Raw genomic sequence first — 15,536 nt, forward strand, 5'->3', positions numbered from 1 at the left:
GCAGGGTGGACCGGGCGATCGTACGGCGGATGGCGCGCGGGACCGTGGGGTACGTCGTGCTCGGCGGTATCGCGTGGTGCGCGCTTCTGCCGATTCTGTGGGCGGTGGCCGGATCGCTGAAACCGAACGGCGAGCTCACCGATGCCGCGCTACTACCGCGGCGCCCGCAATGGTCGAACTACAGCAAAGTCTTCGAGCTACTGCCGCTGGGGCGGATGCTGCTCAACACAACGGTCTACGCGGTATGCGTTACCGCTGGGCAGGTCTTCTTCTGCTCCTTGGCGGGTTATGCCTTCGCGCGGTTGCACTTTCGCGGCCGCGAACTGCTGTTCCTCGCCTATCTCGCGACCTTGATGGTGCCGCTGACCGTAACGGTGATCCCGCAATTCCTGTTGATGCGAACATTCGGCTGGGTAGACACCCCGTGGGCGATGATCGTGCCCGGCCTGTTCGGCAGTGCGTTCGGCACCTATCTGATGCGTCAGTTCTTCCGCACCCTGCCTGCCGAACTGGAGGAGGCCGCCATCCTCGACGGCTGCTCCACCTGGCAGGTCTACTGGCGGGTGCTGCTGCCACATACCCGCCCCGCCGTGTTGGTGCTCGCCGTGCTCACCTGGATCACCGTATGGAACGACTTCCTCTGGCCACTGATCATGATCCAGCGTGAGGACATCGCCACCACGACACTGGGTCTGGTCCGGCTACAAGGCCAGTACCACACCCAGTGGCCGATTCTCCTGGCCGCCGCGGTCGTCATCCTGCTTCCGCTGCTGGTGATCTACGCGATCGCCCAGCGCGCGTTCATCCGCGGCATCGCGATGTCGGGGCTCGGCGGGCGTTAGGCGCCCCAGTAGGTGCCGAAGCTCCAGAGATTGCCCTCCGGATCACGGACGGTGAAGCCACGCGACCCGTAGTCCTCATCGCGCAGATCACGGACTACTTCGGCGCCTGCGGCCGTGGCGCGGGCGAACAGCGCGTCGGGATCAACGACACCGGCTCTCCGCCACTGCCAGGACACGGTGAGATGTGGCACTACACCGTGTGGCGGAGTGTGATCACGCGCCGTACTCCGGTTACCGTTGCGCCTTCTGACGAATTCTGGAGGTGCAATGCGGCGGGTGCGATACGAGCACAGCGGTGGTCCCGATGTGCTCGAGCTCGTCTCGGTCGAGACGCCGACGCCGGGACCTGGCGAGCTGCTGATCCGTGTCGAGGCGATCGGGGTGACTCTCCCGGTGGTGCGGGCGGTGCGTGAGCAGCGTGAACCGATCGCATTGGGCGGCGAGGTGGCCGGTGAAGTGATCGCGGTCGGTGAGGGCGTCGACGGGTACACGCCCGGATACCGGGTCACCGGCCTGGTCTCCGGACACAGCTATGCCGACTACGCGGTGCTTCCGGCCGCCGAGGCCTCGCCGATTCCGGACGGAGCCTCGGCCCTCGACGCGGTCGCGCTGGTACGCAGCGGCCTGGTGGCGCTCGGCGCACTCGACACCGCCGCCGCGCAGGAGGGCGAGGCCGCGCTCATCACCGCCGCCGCGAGCGGCGTCGGACATCTCGCGGTCCAGCTGGCGCGGGTCCGCGGCGCGGCACGGGTGGTCGGCGCGGTATCCGATCTCGCCAAAGCGGAGTTCGTGCAGAAACTCGGCGCCGATGAGGTGATCGAGTACCAGGAGCAGTCCTTGGGCGTTCCCGCCGACTACGTGCTCGACGCCGTCGGCGGCGATGTGCTCACCGCCGCGCTCTCGGCTCTGGCCCCTGGTGGGCGGTTGGTCGCCTACGGCAGCGGCGGCGGCATCATTCAGGCCTCCGACCTGCTCACCGATGCCAAATCCGTGCTCGGCTTCCAGCTGGACCGCGCCGCGCGGGAACAGCCAGACCAGTACGAGCACTGGCGACAAGAGCTGTGGCAATACTTCGCCTCCGGTCAGCTGCGCCCCGCCGTGCACGCCGAATTCGCCCTGGAAGACGCCGCCGCCGCGCATGCCGTCATCGAAGCACGCGCCAACCTCGGCAAAGTTGTGCTGATCCCCTGATCAGCCGAGTCACTCCGGCGGTGCGCGCATAGGCGGAACTGTAGGCGCGCACCGTGCTCCTGGCCGGACGACCGGGCGCGGGGCGGGGGAGTCCGCGCCCCGCGTAGACTCTATTTCTCGTGAGTCTCACCCTCGGAATCGTCGGCCTGCCCAACGTCGGAAAATCGACGCTGTTCAACGCGTTGACCAAGAACGACGTGCTCGCCGCGAACTACCCGTTCGCGACCATCGAGCCCAACGTCGGCGTGGTCCCGCTGCCCGATCCGCGGCTGAACACCCTGGCCGAGATCTTCGGCTCCGAGCGGATCGTGCCTGCCACCGTGTCCTTCGTCGATATCGCAGGCATCGTGAAGGGCGCCTCCGAGGGCGCAGGCCTCGGCAACAAGTTCCTCGCCAACATCCGCGAAGCCGATGCCATCTGCCAGGTGGTGCGGGTCTTCGCCGATGACGACGTCGTGCACGTCGACGGCCGGATCGATCCAAGCGCCGATATCGAAGTGATCGAGACCGAACTCATCCTCGCCGACCTGCAGACCCTGGAGAAAGCGGTCGTACGGCTGGAGAAGGAAGCCAAGGTCAAGAAGGACCGCAAACCGGTCGCCGAGGCCGCCAAAGCCGCACAGGAGATCCTCGACAGCGGAACCACCCTGTTCGCCGCGGGCGACAAGGTAGACACCGAACTGCTGAAAGAACTTTCCCTGCTCACCACCAAACCCTTCCTCTACGTCTTCAACGCCGATGAGTCGGTACTCACCGATGAGGCGAAGCTGGAGCAGCTGAAAGCCGCGGTCGCCCCGGCCGACGCGGTCTTCCTCGACGCCAAGGTGGAAGCCGAACTCCTCGAACTCGACGAGGAATCCGCCATCGAACTCTTGGAATCCATCGGCCAGTCCGAACCCGGCCTGCACGCCCTGGCCCGCGCCGGTTTCCACACACTCGGTCTGCAGACCTACCTCACCGCGGGCCCGAAAGAGGCCCGCGCCTGGACCATCCACCAGGGCGATACCGCGCCGAAGGCGGCGGGGGTCATCCACACCGACTTCGAACGCGGCTTCATCAAGGCGGAGGTCGTTGCCTTCGGCGACCTGGTCGAGGCCGGATCGATGGCGGCGGCCAAGGCGGCGGGGAAGGTCCGGATGGAAGGCAAGGACTATGTGATGGCCGATGGCGATGTCGTGGAATTCAGGTTCAACGTCTGATGTAGCGATGAAACCCGCATGAGGCCGCCGCCTACGCGGCCTCAGCAGCGACCCTGTTGTTTCGTAGGCGCCCTGCGATGACCGGCTCGTTCAGCGCGAGATACGGCAGAAGAGGATGTTCGACGCCCGGATTCTCGTTGGGGGTTGTCGGGGCGTGCTGGCACGATCGTTAACGTGACTGAGCCCGACCTCCGCGCTTTGATGCGGTTGCATATCCCCGAAGAATTCCACCCCGAGATCGAGCTGGCGATCCGTGAAGGATTGCGGCTACGGCACGCTCGGGAAGATGACCCGATCATAGGTTATTTCGGTGGCCTGCCACAGTTGCCGGACGGATTCGCCTGGCCTGGAGCCGATCACGGTCATTATGAGCACGTCGCCACCATCGATCTCGCCACCCTGCCGAAGTTGGATCTGAATCTCCCTTCCTCCGGAAGGATCTCGGTGTTCGGAGATACAAACGGGTGGGCCGGGGCGTGCCTGTTCTTCCCGGACGACGTGGTCCTGAACGAGAGACCCTTGCCGCCGGACCTCGCAAAAGACAACCGCATCATCCGACGTGTCGACATGACCTACGCAGTGGTCGAGACCATCCCCGGATCGACGTGGTTCACAGAAAAGCTGTTCGATGATAACGACGACGACGATGACATGTGCGACGGATTCGAAGCCTTCGATCACGCCTTCTTCACCCATTCCTGGGCCTGGCACCAGCTCGGTGGCTGGGCCACCGAAATCCAGGGTGAATCCGACCGCGGCCTGCTGCCCGGTACTGCTGCAGAACAACACTTCTACCCCGACTTCAAACCGTCGGGTCCGCTACTACTCGCCCAATTCGACACCGACCTCGAAATCGACATGGGGTGGGGAGACTTCGGCATCCTCTACTGCTTCATCACCCCACAGGATTTAGCCGCCCGCGACTTCACCAAGGTCAGTGTCCACTGGGAGTGCTACTGAGCAGCTGAGCCTGTCGCTGATCGGATCGGAAATAAGACGGTAATGACGACTGGCCGAGCTGCGCTTCTTCCGGTTTTCGACATGATCATGAGAGGATGTGCGTCGCCGGAACCGACCGCTTAGGAGCGATGTGAGCATGACTCAGCCAGCAGCCGATGAACCGCTTCTTCGTCCGCTCACCCCAGCCGCGGAGGCACATCGCGCACTCGCGAATCTCGGGCTCACAGTCGACGTCGTTCACGCAGCGTTGCACAGTGGTGAGCAAGCGGCTTCGAATGTGACCGAGTATCACCCAGGCATCGCCGCGGGTATGGAGCGATGGATCGCTACGGTGGCGGCTCTCCGGAACAGGCTCGTCGAGAAGCATGAGTGGGCGCTGGGGGAGCTGCAGAACTCGCCGCGGGTGGTCCGGTCGGACGGGAAGATCTCGATCATGGTGATCGGGGGGACCAGCGGTACAGGGCGGGAAGGTGGTCCGATCCCGTCGACCAAGAACAAGCGTGGTCCGTCCACCGAGGGGGCTGTGGGCAGTAATCAACTTGCGTTGCCGTTGGACATCGCCCTGCCGATCGCCGGGGCCGGCGCCGAGGAGATCCTTACTTGGGTGCTGCTCTACCATCGGGCCAAAGATCCCAACGAGACGCGAGCTGAATTGTCCCTCCCATCGAAGATCGTCGACGGTCGGATTGTCGACTGGAAGTACCGGATCATCGTCCCGCCGATCTCGCACGATTTCCCGCTCCCGCTCGATGTCGACGGCGACGACGATATCGACTTCCCCATCTCGAGCCGTGGACGGTAGTCGCCCTGAACCATCACGGGTAACCCTCGCTCGGCATCGAGCTGGGCTGACGAAGACCGCTCTCGCTGCGGCGATGGCGGTCTCGGCGCGCACGATCAACGACTACGAACGCAAGGGCCCACCAGCTTCTGCTGTCGAGGCGCTTGCTGCGGTGCTCGGATGTACCCCGGAATTCTTCGCCCTTCCCCCGGTCGAACATTTGTCGGAGGACCAGGTGTTTTTCCGAGCGCGGCGTCGGGCGTCATCCGGGCAGCGGCATGCGGCGATCGCCGCCGGGCAGATCGGTATCGAACTCTACGAGTGGATCGACAGATACTTCCACCTGCCTGAGGTCTCGCTACCGGAAGTCGACAATACCGATCCTGTCGATACTGCGGCGTCGGTTCGGGCGCTGTGGGGTTTGGGCACGCGCCCCTTACCGAACCTGATTCAGTTGGCCGAGTCGAAGGGGATACGGGTTCTGTCCCTCCCGCGCGGTACCGACCTTGTCGACGCGTTCAGCGTGTGGTGCAACGGTAAGCCGTATGTCTTCCTGTCCATATCGAAGACGCCGGAGCGGTCGCGATTCGACCTCGCTCACGAGATCGGCCACCTTGTTCTGCATCCAGGGCTACCCGAGGGCGGGAACGCGATCGAACGAGAGGCGGACAGGTTTGCCTCCGCCCTGCTGATGCCGCCGAGCGTGCTCCACAGCAGCGTCCCCCGGGAACCCTCGGCTGCTGACATCGTGGAGTACAAGAAGTACTTCAGAGTTTCCGCGATGGCGTTGAACTATGCCCTGCGTGAAGCCGGCAGGCTCACGGAGTGGGGGCATCGTCAGAACTGTGTGCGGTTATCCGAACTCGGATACCGCTCGGGAGAGCCTGCGGGCATGCCTCAGCATGAAACCTCTCGGGTGTTCGGCACTATTTTCCGTAGCAGGGAAGGTCGTGCCAGGGTTGCCGAGGTAGCGGCTGAACTCGGACTTCCGGTCGCGGAACTCCATGCGATGACGTTCGGGACGGCACTGCACACTGTCATGGCGAACCGTGGAGAAGGTGCGAAGGAGTCCACTCGAGTGGACACCCGGCCTTCACTGAAACTGGTTCGATCCACATAGTTGTAGTGTCTCGGAGTGTCAACGGACAGCCGAGCACTCGGTCGGCTCGGCGGCTCACCGTACTGATTACTCGGCCGGACACCTGAACCGGATTCGCCGTGGCATCTCGAGTGGCAAGCTGCGGTCGAACCCCAGTGACTCCTGGGGTTACAGATACAAAGACGGCCTCTCCGAAAAGAGGCCGTCGAGCCAATCGCCGCAAGGCGATGGCGGGGTATGAGAGCATCATAACGCACGGATGGCGTGTCTGGTACTAGACCTGCATCACAAAATCCCTACGTCCGAAAGCTGCCGCACCGGTGTCCGAACTGTTCTCGGTTTACGTCGATGGGTTCAATCTGTACTACGGACTCAAGGCGAAGAGCGCACATAAGTTCCTGTGGCTCGACCTGGTCAAACTCGCTGAGCGCCTTCGCCCTCGGAGCACCCTGGTCAAGGTTCACTACTTCACCGCACCAGTGCTGAATGATCTGCAGGGCGCGGCGCGTCAGAGCGACTATCTAGCAGCGCTGAAGGCCACGAACGGCAGCCGGATCGAGATCGTCCAGGGCCGGTACCAGTCGAAGACAATGACATGCCGCCAATGTGGTGACCAGTGGCAGCGCCACGAGGAGAAGGAGACTGATGTCAACATCGCAGTCTCGCTCGTCGCCGACGCCGCGAGCAAGTCCATAGACACGGCTTTGTTGATCTCGGCCGACAGCGACCTGGCACCCGCGGTCCGGATGGCTAGCCACGTCAATCCGAGCTTCGTCACGATCGCTGTGTTCCCGCCAAAACGGTTTTCTGCCGAGCTGAAGGCTCTTATGCCCCACTCTTCTCATCTGGGTATGAGTCACATCCGTAACTCCCTGCTGCCGGACACGGTTACCGACAGCGCCACTGGCGTCTCGTGGAGGCGTCCGGAGAAGTGGAGGTAAAGACAAAGAGGGAGATAGCTTGTACGCCAGCATGTTACGGCAGGGTAGGATATTGAGCCGTCTGGCTGTTGCGGCCAAGGTACGTGGGCATCGCTGACCATCAGCGGTGTCGATTCTGCATCCTCGTGCCAGCGCAAACGCCCAAGCTCTACCGAGCCATCGGGACCGACCATTCCGAGATCCACGCGCCGATACAGCCAGAGCATCAGCTCGGTCATTTCCTGAAGCGTCTCGGCGTGTAGCTCCTGCCGAGCTTCGAGATGCCAGCCGGCCGAACTCCGTTCGAGGTTCGCGTGGAGCATTCCCCCGATCTTCCACGCAGGCCCGTGCAGACCGAGCAAAGGCTCGGGGTCCAGGGGAACCGGCTCTCCGTCATCGCCTTCGATGGCGAAGCAGGCCCCGCTTTCGATTCGAAAGCCGTCCTCGGGAGCCGCACCCGACCCCAGCTGCCAGCGCAGCTCCGCAACATCTGCTGCAGAGAGTTCATCCCGCAGGTCGACCGAGATCAGAAACTCGAACATATCTGCCATGGGCGCAAGGTATTGCAGACCGCCGACAACTCCTGTCGCCAGACACTCGTACATCGACGTGTGTGATGGTGGATGTTCAGCGCCATCTTCCGTGTCGGGGATTGTCTGAGAAATCGCCACGAAAAGGCTTTGTTCCATAGTACTTTGGCGGTGCTGATACGCATCGGCGGGCCGAATACAGTCACCGCGGATGTGGGTCTCGGCTGCATTAAATGTGAAACATCAACACTTCAGAGTGAGAAGCTTTGCGCTTCAATATCTCCTTTCTCAGGAGAAGTGCATTTGAAGTACTTATCAGCATGTATCGCTGCCACCCTGATGGCCGCCGGCCTCACCGGATCGGGTCCGGGATTCGCCGCCGCTGAACCGGTTTCCGAACCGGGGCAAACCCGCTATTCGCTGGTCAACGGCTGCTACCGGATCGAAACCCCGGACGGGCCACTGGTTCCGGAGGCGGGACCGTACCGGATGCGCGCGACAACGCTCGGTGAATACCTGCTCTATGGGCGGAATCATGAGGTACTCGATGCCTCGGCGGGGTCGATCCATCCCGCGAAGAAGCCATCGGCCACCGCGGTCTGGCGGGTGGACGGTTCCGGCACGGGTGGATTCACGCTCACCAATGAGGCGACCGAGACCAGTACACCCGCCGTGTTCGTCCAGGACACCGGGTGTGCGGACTTCCCTGAGGCACAGATCGGCGCCACCGGCACGCCTGGCCCGAGTGTCGGCGCGGACGGTTCGATCGTCGGCACCATCGACACGCATCTGCACCTCTCTGCCTATGAATTCATGGGCGGCAACTTCCACTGTGGCCGCCCATGGCATCCGTACGGTGTGACCTACGCACTACCCGATTGCGCGTACCGGACCGGTACCAACGGCACAGTCGCCAATTTCATCGATTTCGGTGAACCCACCCACGCGTACGACACTCGCGGTTGGCCCAGCTTCCGCGACTGGCCGAAGCCGTCCATGCTCACCACCGAGGGCACCTACTGGACCAGCGTCGCGCGAGCGTGGAAGGCCGGCCTCCGCGTGATAACCGTCGACCTGGTCGACAACGAGTCGCTGTGCACCATGATGACCGATCGCCGAAACCCTTGCGATGATATGGCTTCCGCGCGTATCCAGGTCGAGAGCATGCGCGCGCTACAGGACTACATCGACGCCCAGGCTGGTGGCCCAGGACAAGGCTTCTTCCGTATCGTCACCGAACCCGCCGAAGCGCGCCGGGTCGCCGCGTCGGGCAAGCTCGCTGTGGTTCTCGGTATGGAACTGTCCGACCCCATGGGCTGCGGCGTATTCCTCGGCCAACCGAAGTGCACCACGGCCGATGTCGACCGCTGGCTGGTCGAACTCAGGAACCTCGGTGTCAGCAGCTTCTTTCCCATCCACAAATTCGACAATGCTTTCGGCGGCACCACGATGCACGGTGACGTCACCGGCTTGTTGGTTAACGCGGGCAACTTCATGCAGACCGGCACTTTCTGGAATGTGCAGCCCTGCCAAGGCGACGAACACGACAGAACCCAGCTCTCGGTGCCGATAGCAGGCCATATCAACCAGTTCCTCAGCAAGCTCACCGGCCCGTTGATCGGCGGCGCACCGCTACCCCTGTACCCGGAGGGACCTCACTGCAACGCGCTCGGCCTGACCGATCTCGGCAGGTATCTGATCAACAAGATGATCGACCAGGGTTTCCTCATCGAAATCGATCACATGAGCGAAGCCATGGCCGATGAAGTCATGTCCATCATCGAACAGCGGGGCTACCCCGGTGTCCTGTCCTCACACGGCTGGGACTCCAAGCGCACCGACGAACGTATCTATGCCGTAGGAGGTTTGGTCACCCCCTCTGCGGGTTCTCCCTCGGGCTTCGTCGATAAGTGGCGAAAAGCGCGCGCCGCGAACGGTTCCACCGACGGCTTCGGTTTCGGTTTCGGGTCGGATATGAACGGCATATCCCGCCAGGGTGGGCCGGTGGGACCCGGCCTCGTCCATTACCCCTTCACTTCTCACGACGGTGCGGTGACCTTCGACCGAGAAAGCTGGGGCGACCGCACTTTCGATATCAACACCGACGGCACCGCGACATACGGCACCTACGCCGACTGGCTCGAAGCAGTCAGGATTCTCGGCGGCCAGGAAATGATGAACGACGTATTCCATGGTGCTGAGGTCTATCTGCGGCTCTGGGAGCAGTCCAGGCGATGAGATCTTGATGGTCGTGCACCGGTTCTCGGGTTACGGCCGTGGTCGTACCGGGCTGACTGTTGCTCTTTGGTCAGCCCGGTACCGGCCTGTTCCGTCGCCCGGATACCTCGTGCCATACGCTGACAATCCACTCGGTCGCTGGTCGATACCGGTTCATGATCTCCTCCAGGTCCCTCGCCGTATTGATCGGCGTAGCCCGGATGATATGCGTCAGGACGTGAATCTTGCTGGCTGACAACCCATCGCACGCCAGTTGTGGCTCGGTGTTTTCGGCGGTCGGGGACGAGTCAGAAGCGGAGCCGTTCGACCGGTTGGCCGGTGATCTCAGAGATGATCTCGAAATCTTCATCGGCGTGGAGGACTATGAGTTTTCCCTGTTCAGCCGTCGCCGCGATCAGCAGATCGGGAATTGATGGTGCACGGTGGTGGCCGCGGTCGAGGGCGTGCGGAAGTTTCGTAACCGGCTCGCTCACCATGACAGTTTGCTGAACGTCGATGTTCCGTTCGAGATCCGCAGAGTCCTCGAGGTCGCGGCCTTCCACGCGATCACCCGAGGGGCCGGGGCCGGTTTGAACAGCTCCGATACGACGTTGGTGTCGGCGATGATCACAGCTGCGCTGTTCCGGCCTCCGGCTGTTCGGGAGTATCCAGTTCCGCGGCATAGGTACGGCTGCCGTTGCACAGCTCGCACAGTAGGTGCTTCGGTCGGGCCGTCTCGGCGAGAATCGCCCGCACCTCGGCTTTCGTGTTCCGGCCGTGTGTGGCGGCATTGTCCGCGGATGTACCGTCCATCAGGCATCGAAGCGGCATCGAGACGACTCGATATGGCCGAGGTACTGGCGAGTCCAGTTGCATAGGCCGTCGATGGTCACGCGCAGCGCTTGGCCCGGTTCGGTGAGGGTGTACTCGACCCGTGGCGGCACTGTGGGGTACACCGTCCGCTCGATCAGGCCGTTGCGCTCGAGCATGCGCAAGTTCTGCGTGAGCATCTTGTGGCTGATGCCCTCGATCTCATTGCGTAACTCGCTGAAGCGCAGGGTGTGTTCACCTATGGATTCGATGATCAGTAGCGCCCATTTGTTGGCCACGTCGGAGAAGATCTCCCGTGCCAACGAGTCCGCGCGGGTCAGGTCCGCGTCTTCGGCCGAACCGCTGAATTGCTTGGTCACCATAAGGTTCCTCAGTCACTGAAAAGTGCGTTCTTCCATGTCACCGCATACTCTCCTACGGTTTCTGAGTAACCACAAGAGACTGTGAATGTCTCGGTTATCCGGAATAGTGGAGGGAGCCGGTTGGCTCCCCTGACAAGGAGGCGGCAGTATGGCTATCACCCTGGTAAACCCTGAAGGACTGCCGGAGATCGATGTCTACCGGCAGGTGTCGATCGCCTCGGGGTCGAAACTGGTGTTCCTCGCCGGACAGGTCGCCTGGGATGCCGAGGGAGTCACGGTCGGCGTGGGTGATCTCGCCGCTCAGGTCGCGCAGTGTTACCGCAATATCGGCACCGCGCTGGCCGCGGTCGGTGCTTCTTTCGCGGATGTGGCGAAACTGACGGCTTATGTCGTCGACTGGAATCCCGACAAGATGCCCCAGCTCATCGCGGGGATCACCCGCGCGGCAACCGAACTGGGGTTTACCCCGGTACCACCGGCCACGCTGATCGGCGTTACGGCGTTGGATGTGCCTGAGCATCTGGTCGAGATCGAAGTCACCGCGGTCCTCGACTGAAACAGATGTTTTCCGGTAGATCCAGCGCGCGGGACACGGACCTGCGCGCTGGATACCTACGGTTGCGGCACTTCGATGCCCATCGCCCGCAAGCTGTCCGCTTGCGCGCTGTGCGGATCGAGTGGCCGCGCGGCGGTCATGACGACATGGATGTTCTCCGGTGTGACGATCGTCAGGTCCGTGGAGTTCCACGGTGTATCCGACGGGCCGTCGGTGCAGCCGGGTACGAGTTCGGCGCAGCGAGCGGCAGTTTCCTCCAGTTGGCCGAGAACGCAGGAGAAACTGATGCGCAGCGCTGGAGTCTCGCCGATCCGGTCCCCTGGAACGAGCAGGACATCCTGGAAGGCCCAGCGTCTGAGGTGGGTGAGCTGGCCGGGAACGGAGAACAGATCGATGAATCCGAGCCCGCGCGTCCAAAATTCTTTCGAAACGGCGAGATCCGAGGTCGGGATGGTGGCGAACATCGGCATGCCGTAGATTTCGCGATAGATCTCGGGGGCGGCCGCGTCGCGGGCAGGTACGGGAACGGGACTGAAGTATTCGCTCATGTCCTGATCGTCGAGAATGACGTTGCGTCGAAGTCAAGCCGAATCGAATTTCCCGGCGGCTGATCTGCGCGACCGGCTGTACACCGACGCGGGCGCCGAGTCGGGTCGGCCGCCACACGTCGACGCGGACGCCGAACGGACGTAGCGTCGAGATGGTGGATGTTCCCGCACACTTACCCACCACCGCGGGCGCCCTGCGCGCGGCGGGGTACTTGCCGCGCGGGGTGAAGTCCGAGATCCGGGAGAACCTGCTGGCTTGTCTCGGTTCCGGCAGTGTCCCGTGGCAGGGCATCGTCGGTTTCGACCGGACTGTTGTGCCGCAGCTGGAGCGCGCGTTGCTGGCTGGGCATGATGTTGTGCTGTTGGGGGAGCGCGGCCAAGGCAAGACCCGGTTGTTGCGTACGGTGGCAGGCCTGCTCGACGAGTGGACTCCGGTGATCGCGGGCGCCGAACTGGGCGAGCATCCGCTCGACCCGATCAGTCCGGCGGGTCGTAGGTCGGCCGCCGAATTCGGGGACGATCTGCCTGTGGCGTGGCGGCACCGCTCGCAGCGTTATGCGGAGAAGCTCGCGACACCGGATACCTCCGTCGGTGATCTGATCGGTGATGTCGACCCGGTCAAGGTGGCCGAGGGGCGCAGTCTCGGCGATCCCGAGACCATCCACTTCGGACTGGTGCCGCGCGCTCACCGCGGTATCGTCGCCATCAACGAGCTGCCCGACCTCGCCGAACGTATCCAGGTCGCGCTGTTGAATGTGATGGAGGAGCGGGATATCCAGGTGCGCGGCTACACCTTGCGGTTGCCGTTGGATGTGCTGCTCGTCGCCACCGCGAACCCGGAGGACTACACCAACCGAGGCCGGATCATCACCCCGTTGAAGGACCGCTTCGGCGCGGAGATCCGCACCCACTATCCGCTCAGCGTCGAGGCCGAGATGGCCTTGGTCCGCCAAGAGGCCGAGCTGGTCGCCGAGGTGGGTGACTCGCTGATCGAGGTGATCGCGCGGTTCGTGCGGCACCTGCGTGAATCGTCCGCGATCGACCAGCGTTCCGGCGTGTCCGCCCGATTCGCGGTCGCTGCCGCCGAAACAGTTGCCGCCGCCGCGCTGCACCGTGCCGCGGTCACCGGGGAGCACCCCGCGGTGGCCCGCCCCATCGATCTGGAGTCCGTGTCCGGGGTGCTGCGCGGCAAGCTGGAGTTCGAATCCGGTGAGGAGGGGCGGGAGCAGGAACATCTCACCCACCTGCTGCGCAGCGCGTTCGCCGAGACCGCGCGGGCGCGGCTCGGCGGGCTGGACCTGCGGCCGTTGGCCGAGGCCGTGGACGCCGGATATCCGGTTACCACCGGGGAGCGGGTGCTTGGCGAGGAAATCCTTGCCGCGCTGCCCGAGCTCCCGGTGCTGCATGAGGTCGCCGGTCGGCTCGGGGTGGGTGCGGCCGATCCGCCGCCCCGGATCGCTTCGGCGGTCGAGTTCGCCCTGGAGTCCCTCTACCTGGCCCGTCGGCTCGCCAAGGATGCCACCGACGGCACCGCGGTATACGGCTGATGACCTCCTCCGATCGTTATGCTTACGGGCCCTATCACGACGGGCCGGATCCGCTGGCGCCGCCGCTCGATCTGCGGGAGGCGCTGGATCGGATCGGGCGTGAGGTGATGGAAGGCAGTTCGCCACGCACCGCCCTGCGGGAATTGTTGCGGCGCGGCACCAGCACGATGACCGGACTGGAAGAGCTGACCCGCCGAGTGTGGCAGCGCCGGGCGGAGATCTCCCGGCGGCACCGGCTGGACGGCACGCTGCGGCAGGTACGTGAACTGCTGGAAGCAGCCCTGCTGGCCGAGCGCGGAGCGCTGTTCCCTGATCCTTCCGATGACGCCAGATTCGCTGAAGCGCAGCTGGATGCGCTGCCCGCGAGCACAGCGGCCGCGGTCGAGGAGCTCGACGATTACCAGTGGCGATCGGAGACCGGACGGGACAATTACCGGGAGATCCGTGATCTGCTCGGGCGGGAATTGCTGGAGTCCCGCTTCCATGGCATGAAACAAGCCTTGCGGAGCACCACACCCGCGCAGGTAGAGCGGGTCCGGCGGATGATGTCCGAACTGAACGACCTGCTCGCGGCCCATGCGCGAGGTGCGGACACCGAGCAGCGGTTCGCCGATTTCCTGGCCGAGTACGGTGAGTTCTTCCCGGAGCGGCCCGGCGATATCGAGGAGCTGATCGATGCGCTCGCCGCCCGCGCCGCAGCCGCGCAGCGCATGCTGAATTCGATGTCCGAGCAGCAGCGGGCGGAGCTGACCGAGCTGAGCGGCCAGGCGTTCGGCGACTCGGGTATCGCTGAACAGATCGCCGCATTGGACGCGCATCTGCGGGCGCTGCGGCCGGGGCAGGACTGGGACTCCGGACAGCGGTTCCGTGGCCCTGACCCGTTGGGGCTCGGGGCGGGTGCGCAGGCCCTGCAGGACCTCGGTGAACTGGATGCGCTCGCCGAGCAGCTCGGTCAGTCCTATGCGGGAGCAAGGCTGGAGGATATCGATCTGGACGCAGTGTCCCGTCAGCTCGGTGCTGACGCGCGAATAGCGGCGTCCCTGCTGGCCGAACTGGAGCGGGAGCTGCGGGCACAGGGTTTGTTCGAACGGGGGCAGGACGGCACACTCCGGTTGACCCCGAAGGCGTTACGGCGGCTCGGGGAAACAGCGCTGCGGGATATCCTCGGACAGTTGCGGTCCAGGCGTGGTGAGCGGGACACCGCCACGGCCGGTGCGGCGGGGGAGCCGACCGGAGCCACCAGGGCGTGGCAGTTCGGCGATACCGAGCCATGGGATGTGCCGAGGACAGTGCGCAATGCGGTCCTGCGATCGGCGTCGACGGGCAGTCGCCGGGTCCGGCTGGACATCTCCGATGTCGAGATCATGGAGACCGAGCAGCGGGCGAGGGCGGCGGTGGCACTGTGTGTCGACACGTCCTGGTCGATGGTGCAGGAAGGCCGGTGGGTGCCGATGAAGCGCACTGCCTTGGCGCTGCACCACCTGATCGGCACGCGGTTTCGCTCCGACGCATTGCGTGTGATCACTTTCGGCAGGCAGGCCACTACGGTCGATATCGGTGAACTGACCGCTTTGGACGGCGTATGGGAGCAGGGCACCAACCTGCACCACGCGCTGCTGCTTGCCGCCGGGCACCTGCGCAGGCATCCGGATGCCGTGCCCGTGGTGCTCGTGGTTACCGACGGTGAACCTACCGCCCACGTGGAGCCGGACGGTGCGGTCTACTTCACCTGGCCGCCCGCGCAACGCACATTAGCTGTGACGATGGCCCAGGTCGACGTGCTGGCGAAGCTCGGTGCGGCGCTGACGGTATTCATGCTCGGTACGGACCGGAGACTGGCCACGTTCGTCGATCTGATGGCCCGCCGCAGTGGTGGCCGTGTGGTGCTGCCCGATTCGGATGGTCTCGGTGCTGCCGTGGTGCGCGATTATCTGCGCGGAAGGCGCGGCTGAA

General features: G+C 64.0%; 18 protein-coding genes. 12 read left to right on the plus strand and 6 right to left on the minus strand.

What is annotated here, in order from left to right:
- Positions 1–29 precede the first annotated feature (29 nt).
- Positions 30–842 carry a carbohydrate ABC transporter permease gene (locus ACL02S_RS08115; RefSeq protein WP_412802069.1) on the plus strand — a complete coding sequence of 271 codons (813 nt, stop codon included), beginning with the start codon at positions 30–32 and terminating at the stop codon, positions 840–842.
- On the opposite strand, the gene ACL02S_RS08120 is transcribed toward ACL02S_RS08115, so the two are convergent.
- Positions 839–1,204: a VOC family protein gene (locus ACL02S_RS08120; protein WP_412802070.1), complete on the minus strand. Its 366-nt coding sequence runs from the start codon at positions 1,202–1,204 to the stop codon at positions 839–841. The two genes, ACL02S_RS08115 and ACL02S_RS08120, sit on opposite strands and share 4 nt — an antisense overlap.
- Between ACL02S_RS08120 and ACL02S_RS08125 the strand changes: the two genes are divergently transcribed.
- The 6 genes from ACL02S_RS08125 (at position 1,110) to ACL02S_RS08150 (ending at position 7,013) form a co-directional block, all read left to right on the plus strand.
- Positions 1,110–2,033, plus strand: a complete 924-nt coding sequence (locus tag ACL02S_RS08125) for a quinone oxidoreductase family protein (protein WP_412801709.1) — start codon at positions 1,110–1,112, stop codon at positions 2,031–2,033. The genes ACL02S_RS08120 and ACL02S_RS08125 overlap by 95 nt on opposite strands.
- 119 nt (positions 2,034–2,152) lie before the next feature.
- The gene (gene ychF / locus ACL02S_RS08130; protein ID WP_412801710.1) at positions 2,153–3,232 is read left to right on the plus strand and encodes a redox-regulated ATPase YchF; all 1,080 of its coding nucleotides are present in this window, start codon (positions 2,153–2,155) and stop codon (positions 3,230–3,232) included.
- Between the two features lie 174 nt (positions 3,233–3,406).
- On the plus strand, positions 3,407–4,192 hold the full coding sequence (locus tag ACL02S_RS08135; RefSeq protein WP_412801711.1) for a DUF1963 domain-containing protein: 786 nt from the start codon (positions 3,407–3,409) through the stop codon (positions 4,190–4,192).
- A 136-nt stretch (positions 4,193–4,328) separates the two neighbouring features.
- Positions 4,329–4,994 (plus strand): hypothetical protein, encoded by a 666-nt coding sequence (locus ACL02S_RS08140; protein WP_412801712.1) that lies wholly within the window; start codon positions 4,329–4,331, stop codon positions 4,992–4,994.
- On the plus strand, positions 4,942–6,093 hold the full coding sequence (locus tag ACL02S_RS08145) for an ImmA/IrrE family metallo-endopeptidase (protein WP_412801713.1): 1,152 nt from the start codon (positions 4,942–4,944) through the stop codon (positions 6,091–6,093). Before ACL02S_RS08140 ends, ACL02S_RS08145 begins: the two co-directional genes overlap by 53 nt.
- 299 nt (positions 6,094–6,392) lie before the next feature.
- On the plus strand, positions 6,393–7,013 hold the full coding sequence (locus ACL02S_RS08150) for an NYN domain-containing protein (protein ID WP_412801714.1): 621 nt from the start codon (positions 6,393–6,395) through the stop codon (positions 7,011–7,013).
- On the opposite strand, the gene ACL02S_RS08155 is transcribed toward ACL02S_RS08150, so the two are convergent.
- Positions 6,929–7,543, minus strand: coding sequence for a hypothetical protein (locus ACL02S_RS08155; protein ID WP_412801715.1), 615 nt, complete (start codon positions 7,541–7,543; stop codon positions 6,929–6,931). The genes ACL02S_RS08150 and ACL02S_RS08155 overlap by 85 nt on opposite strands.
- Before the next feature lie 282 nt (positions 7,544–7,825).
- On the opposite strand from ACL02S_RS08155, the gene ACL02S_RS08160 reads away from it, so the two are divergent.
- Positions 7,826–9,760 (plus strand): peptidase, encoded by a 1,935-nt coding sequence (locus ACL02S_RS08160; protein WP_412801716.1) that lies wholly within the window; start codon positions 7,826–7,828, stop codon positions 9,758–9,760.
- Positions 9,761–10,047: 287 nt separating this feature from the next.
- On the opposite strand, the gene ACL02S_RS08165 is transcribed toward ACL02S_RS08160, so the two are convergent.
- The 3 genes from ACL02S_RS08165 to ACL02S_RS08175 all read right to left on the minus strand — a co-directional run bounded on the left by ACL02S_RS08165 (position 10,048) and on the right by ACL02S_RS08175 (position 10,932).
- A complete protein-coding gene (locus tag ACL02S_RS08165) occupies positions 10,048–10,236 on the minus strand; it encodes a PIN domain-containing protein (RefSeq protein WP_412802071.1) in 189 nt (62 codons plus the stop codon).
- A 130-nt stretch (positions 10,237–10,366) separates the two neighbouring features.
- A complete protein-coding gene (locus ACL02S_RS08170; RefSeq protein ID WP_412801717.1) occupies positions 10,367–10,552 on the minus strand; it encodes a hypothetical protein in 186 nt (61 codons plus the stop codon).
- Entirely contained in the window at positions 10,552–10,932 is a 381-nt protein-coding gene (locus tag ACL02S_RS08175; RefSeq protein ID WP_412801718.1) for a winged helix-turn-helix transcriptional regulator, read from the minus strand. Before ACL02S_RS08175 ends, ACL02S_RS08170 begins: the two co-directional genes overlap by 1 nt.
- 148 nt (positions 10,933–11,080) lie before the next feature.
- Here ACL02S_RS08175 and ACL02S_RS08180 point away from each other — a divergent pair, with 148 nt between their 5' ends.
- On the plus strand, positions 11,081–11,488 hold the full coding sequence (locus ACL02S_RS08180; RefSeq protein WP_412801719.1) for a RidA family protein: 408 nt from the start codon (positions 11,081–11,083) through the stop codon (positions 11,486–11,488).
- A gap of 56 nt (positions 11,489–11,544) precedes the next feature.
- Here ACL02S_RS08180 and ACL02S_RS08185 read toward each other — a convergent pair whose 3' ends face one another.
- Positions 11,545–12,036 (minus strand): VOC family protein, encoded by a 492-nt coding sequence (locus ACL02S_RS08185; RefSeq protein ID WP_412801720.1) that lies wholly within the window; start codon positions 12,034–12,036, stop codon positions 11,545–11,547.
- Between the two features lie 16 nt (positions 12,037–12,052).
- On the opposite strand from ACL02S_RS08185, the gene ACL02S_RS08190 reads away from it, so the two are divergent.
- Genes ACL02S_RS08190 through ACL02S_RS08200 form a run of 3 tightly spaced genes read left to right on the plus strand, consistent with a single transcriptional unit; the run spans position 12,053 to position 15,535 of the window.
- On the plus strand, positions 12,053–12,181 hold the full coding sequence (locus ACL02S_RS08190; protein ID WP_412801721.1) for a hypothetical protein: 129 nt from the start codon (positions 12,053–12,055) through the stop codon (positions 12,179–12,181).
- 7 nt (positions 12,182–12,188) lie between these two features.
- Positions 12,189–13,583, plus strand: a complete 1,395-nt coding sequence (locus tag ACL02S_RS08195; RefSeq protein WP_412801722.1) for an ATP-binding protein — start codon at positions 12,189–12,191, stop codon at positions 13,581–13,583.
- The gene (locus ACL02S_RS08200) at positions 13,583–15,535 is read left to right on the plus strand and encodes a vWA domain-containing protein (RefSeq protein ID WP_412801723.1); all 1,953 of its coding nucleotides are present in this window, start codon (positions 13,583–13,585) and stop codon (positions 15,533–15,535) included. The genes ACL02S_RS08195 and ACL02S_RS08200 overlap by 1 nt, the downstream gene beginning before the upstream one ends.
- The last annotated feature ends 1 nt before the right edge of the window (position 15,536 follow it).

The organism is Nocardia spongicola, assembly GCF_047200775.1.
Lineage (GTDB): Bacteria > Actinomycetota > Actinomycetes > Mycobacteriales > Mycobacteriaceae > Nocardia.

Excerpts from the sequence above, each read along its gene's own strand:
- ACL02S_RS08190 (WP_412801721.1), top strand. The coding sequence starts at position 12,053 with ATGACGTTGCGTCGAAGTCAAGCCGAATCGAATTTCCCGGCGGCTGAT.
- ACL02S_RS08125 (WP_412801709.1), top strand. The coding sequence starts at position 1,110 with ATGCGGCGGGTGCGATACGAGCACAGCGGTGGTCCCGATGTGCTCGAG.
- ACL02S_RS08200 (WP_412801723.1), top strand. The coding sequence starts at position 13,583 with ATGACCTCCTCCGATCGTTATGCTTACGGGCCCTATCACGACGGGCCG.
- ACL02S_RS08175 (WP_412801718.1), bottom strand. The coding sequence starts at position 10,932 with ATGGTGACCAAGCAATTCAGCGGTTCGGCCGAAGACGCGGACCTGACC.
- ACL02S_RS08145 (WP_412801713.1), top strand. The coding sequence starts at position 4,942 with ATGTCGACGGCGACGACGATATCGACTTCCCCATCTCGAGCCGTGGAC.
- ACL02S_RS08185 (WP_412801720.1), bottom strand. The coding sequence starts at position 12,036 with ATGAGCGAATACTTCAGTCCCGTTCCCGTACCTGCCCGCGACGCGGCC.
- ACL02S_RS08180 (WP_412801719.1), top strand. The coding sequence starts at position 11,081 with ATGGCTATCACCCTGGTAAACCCTGAAGGACTGCCGGAGATCGATGTC.
- ACL02S_RS08170 (WP_412801717.1), bottom strand. The coding sequence starts at position 10,552 with ATGGACGGTACATCCGCGGACAATGCCGCCACACACGGCCGGAACACG.
- ACL02S_RS08155 (WP_412801715.1), bottom strand. The coding sequence starts at position 7,543 with ATGGCAGATATGTTCGAGTTTCTGATCTCGGTCGACCTGCGGGATGAA.
- ACL02S_RS08195 (WP_412801722.1), top strand. The coding sequence starts at position 12,189 with ATGGTGGATGTTCCCGCACACTTACCCACCACCGCGGGCGCCCTGCGC.
- ACL02S_RS08115 (WP_412802069.1), top strand. The coding sequence starts at position 30 with ATGGCGCGCGGGACCGTGGGGTACGTCGTGCTCGGCGGTATCGCGTGG.
- ACL02S_RS08165 (WP_412802071.1), bottom strand. The coding sequence starts at position 10,236 with ATGGTGAGCGAGCCGGTTACGAAACTTCCGCACGCCCTCGACCGCGGC.
- ACL02S_RS08140 (WP_412801712.1), top strand. The coding sequence starts at position 4,329 with ATGACTCAGCCAGCAGCCGATGAACCGCTTCTTCGTCCGCTCACCCCA.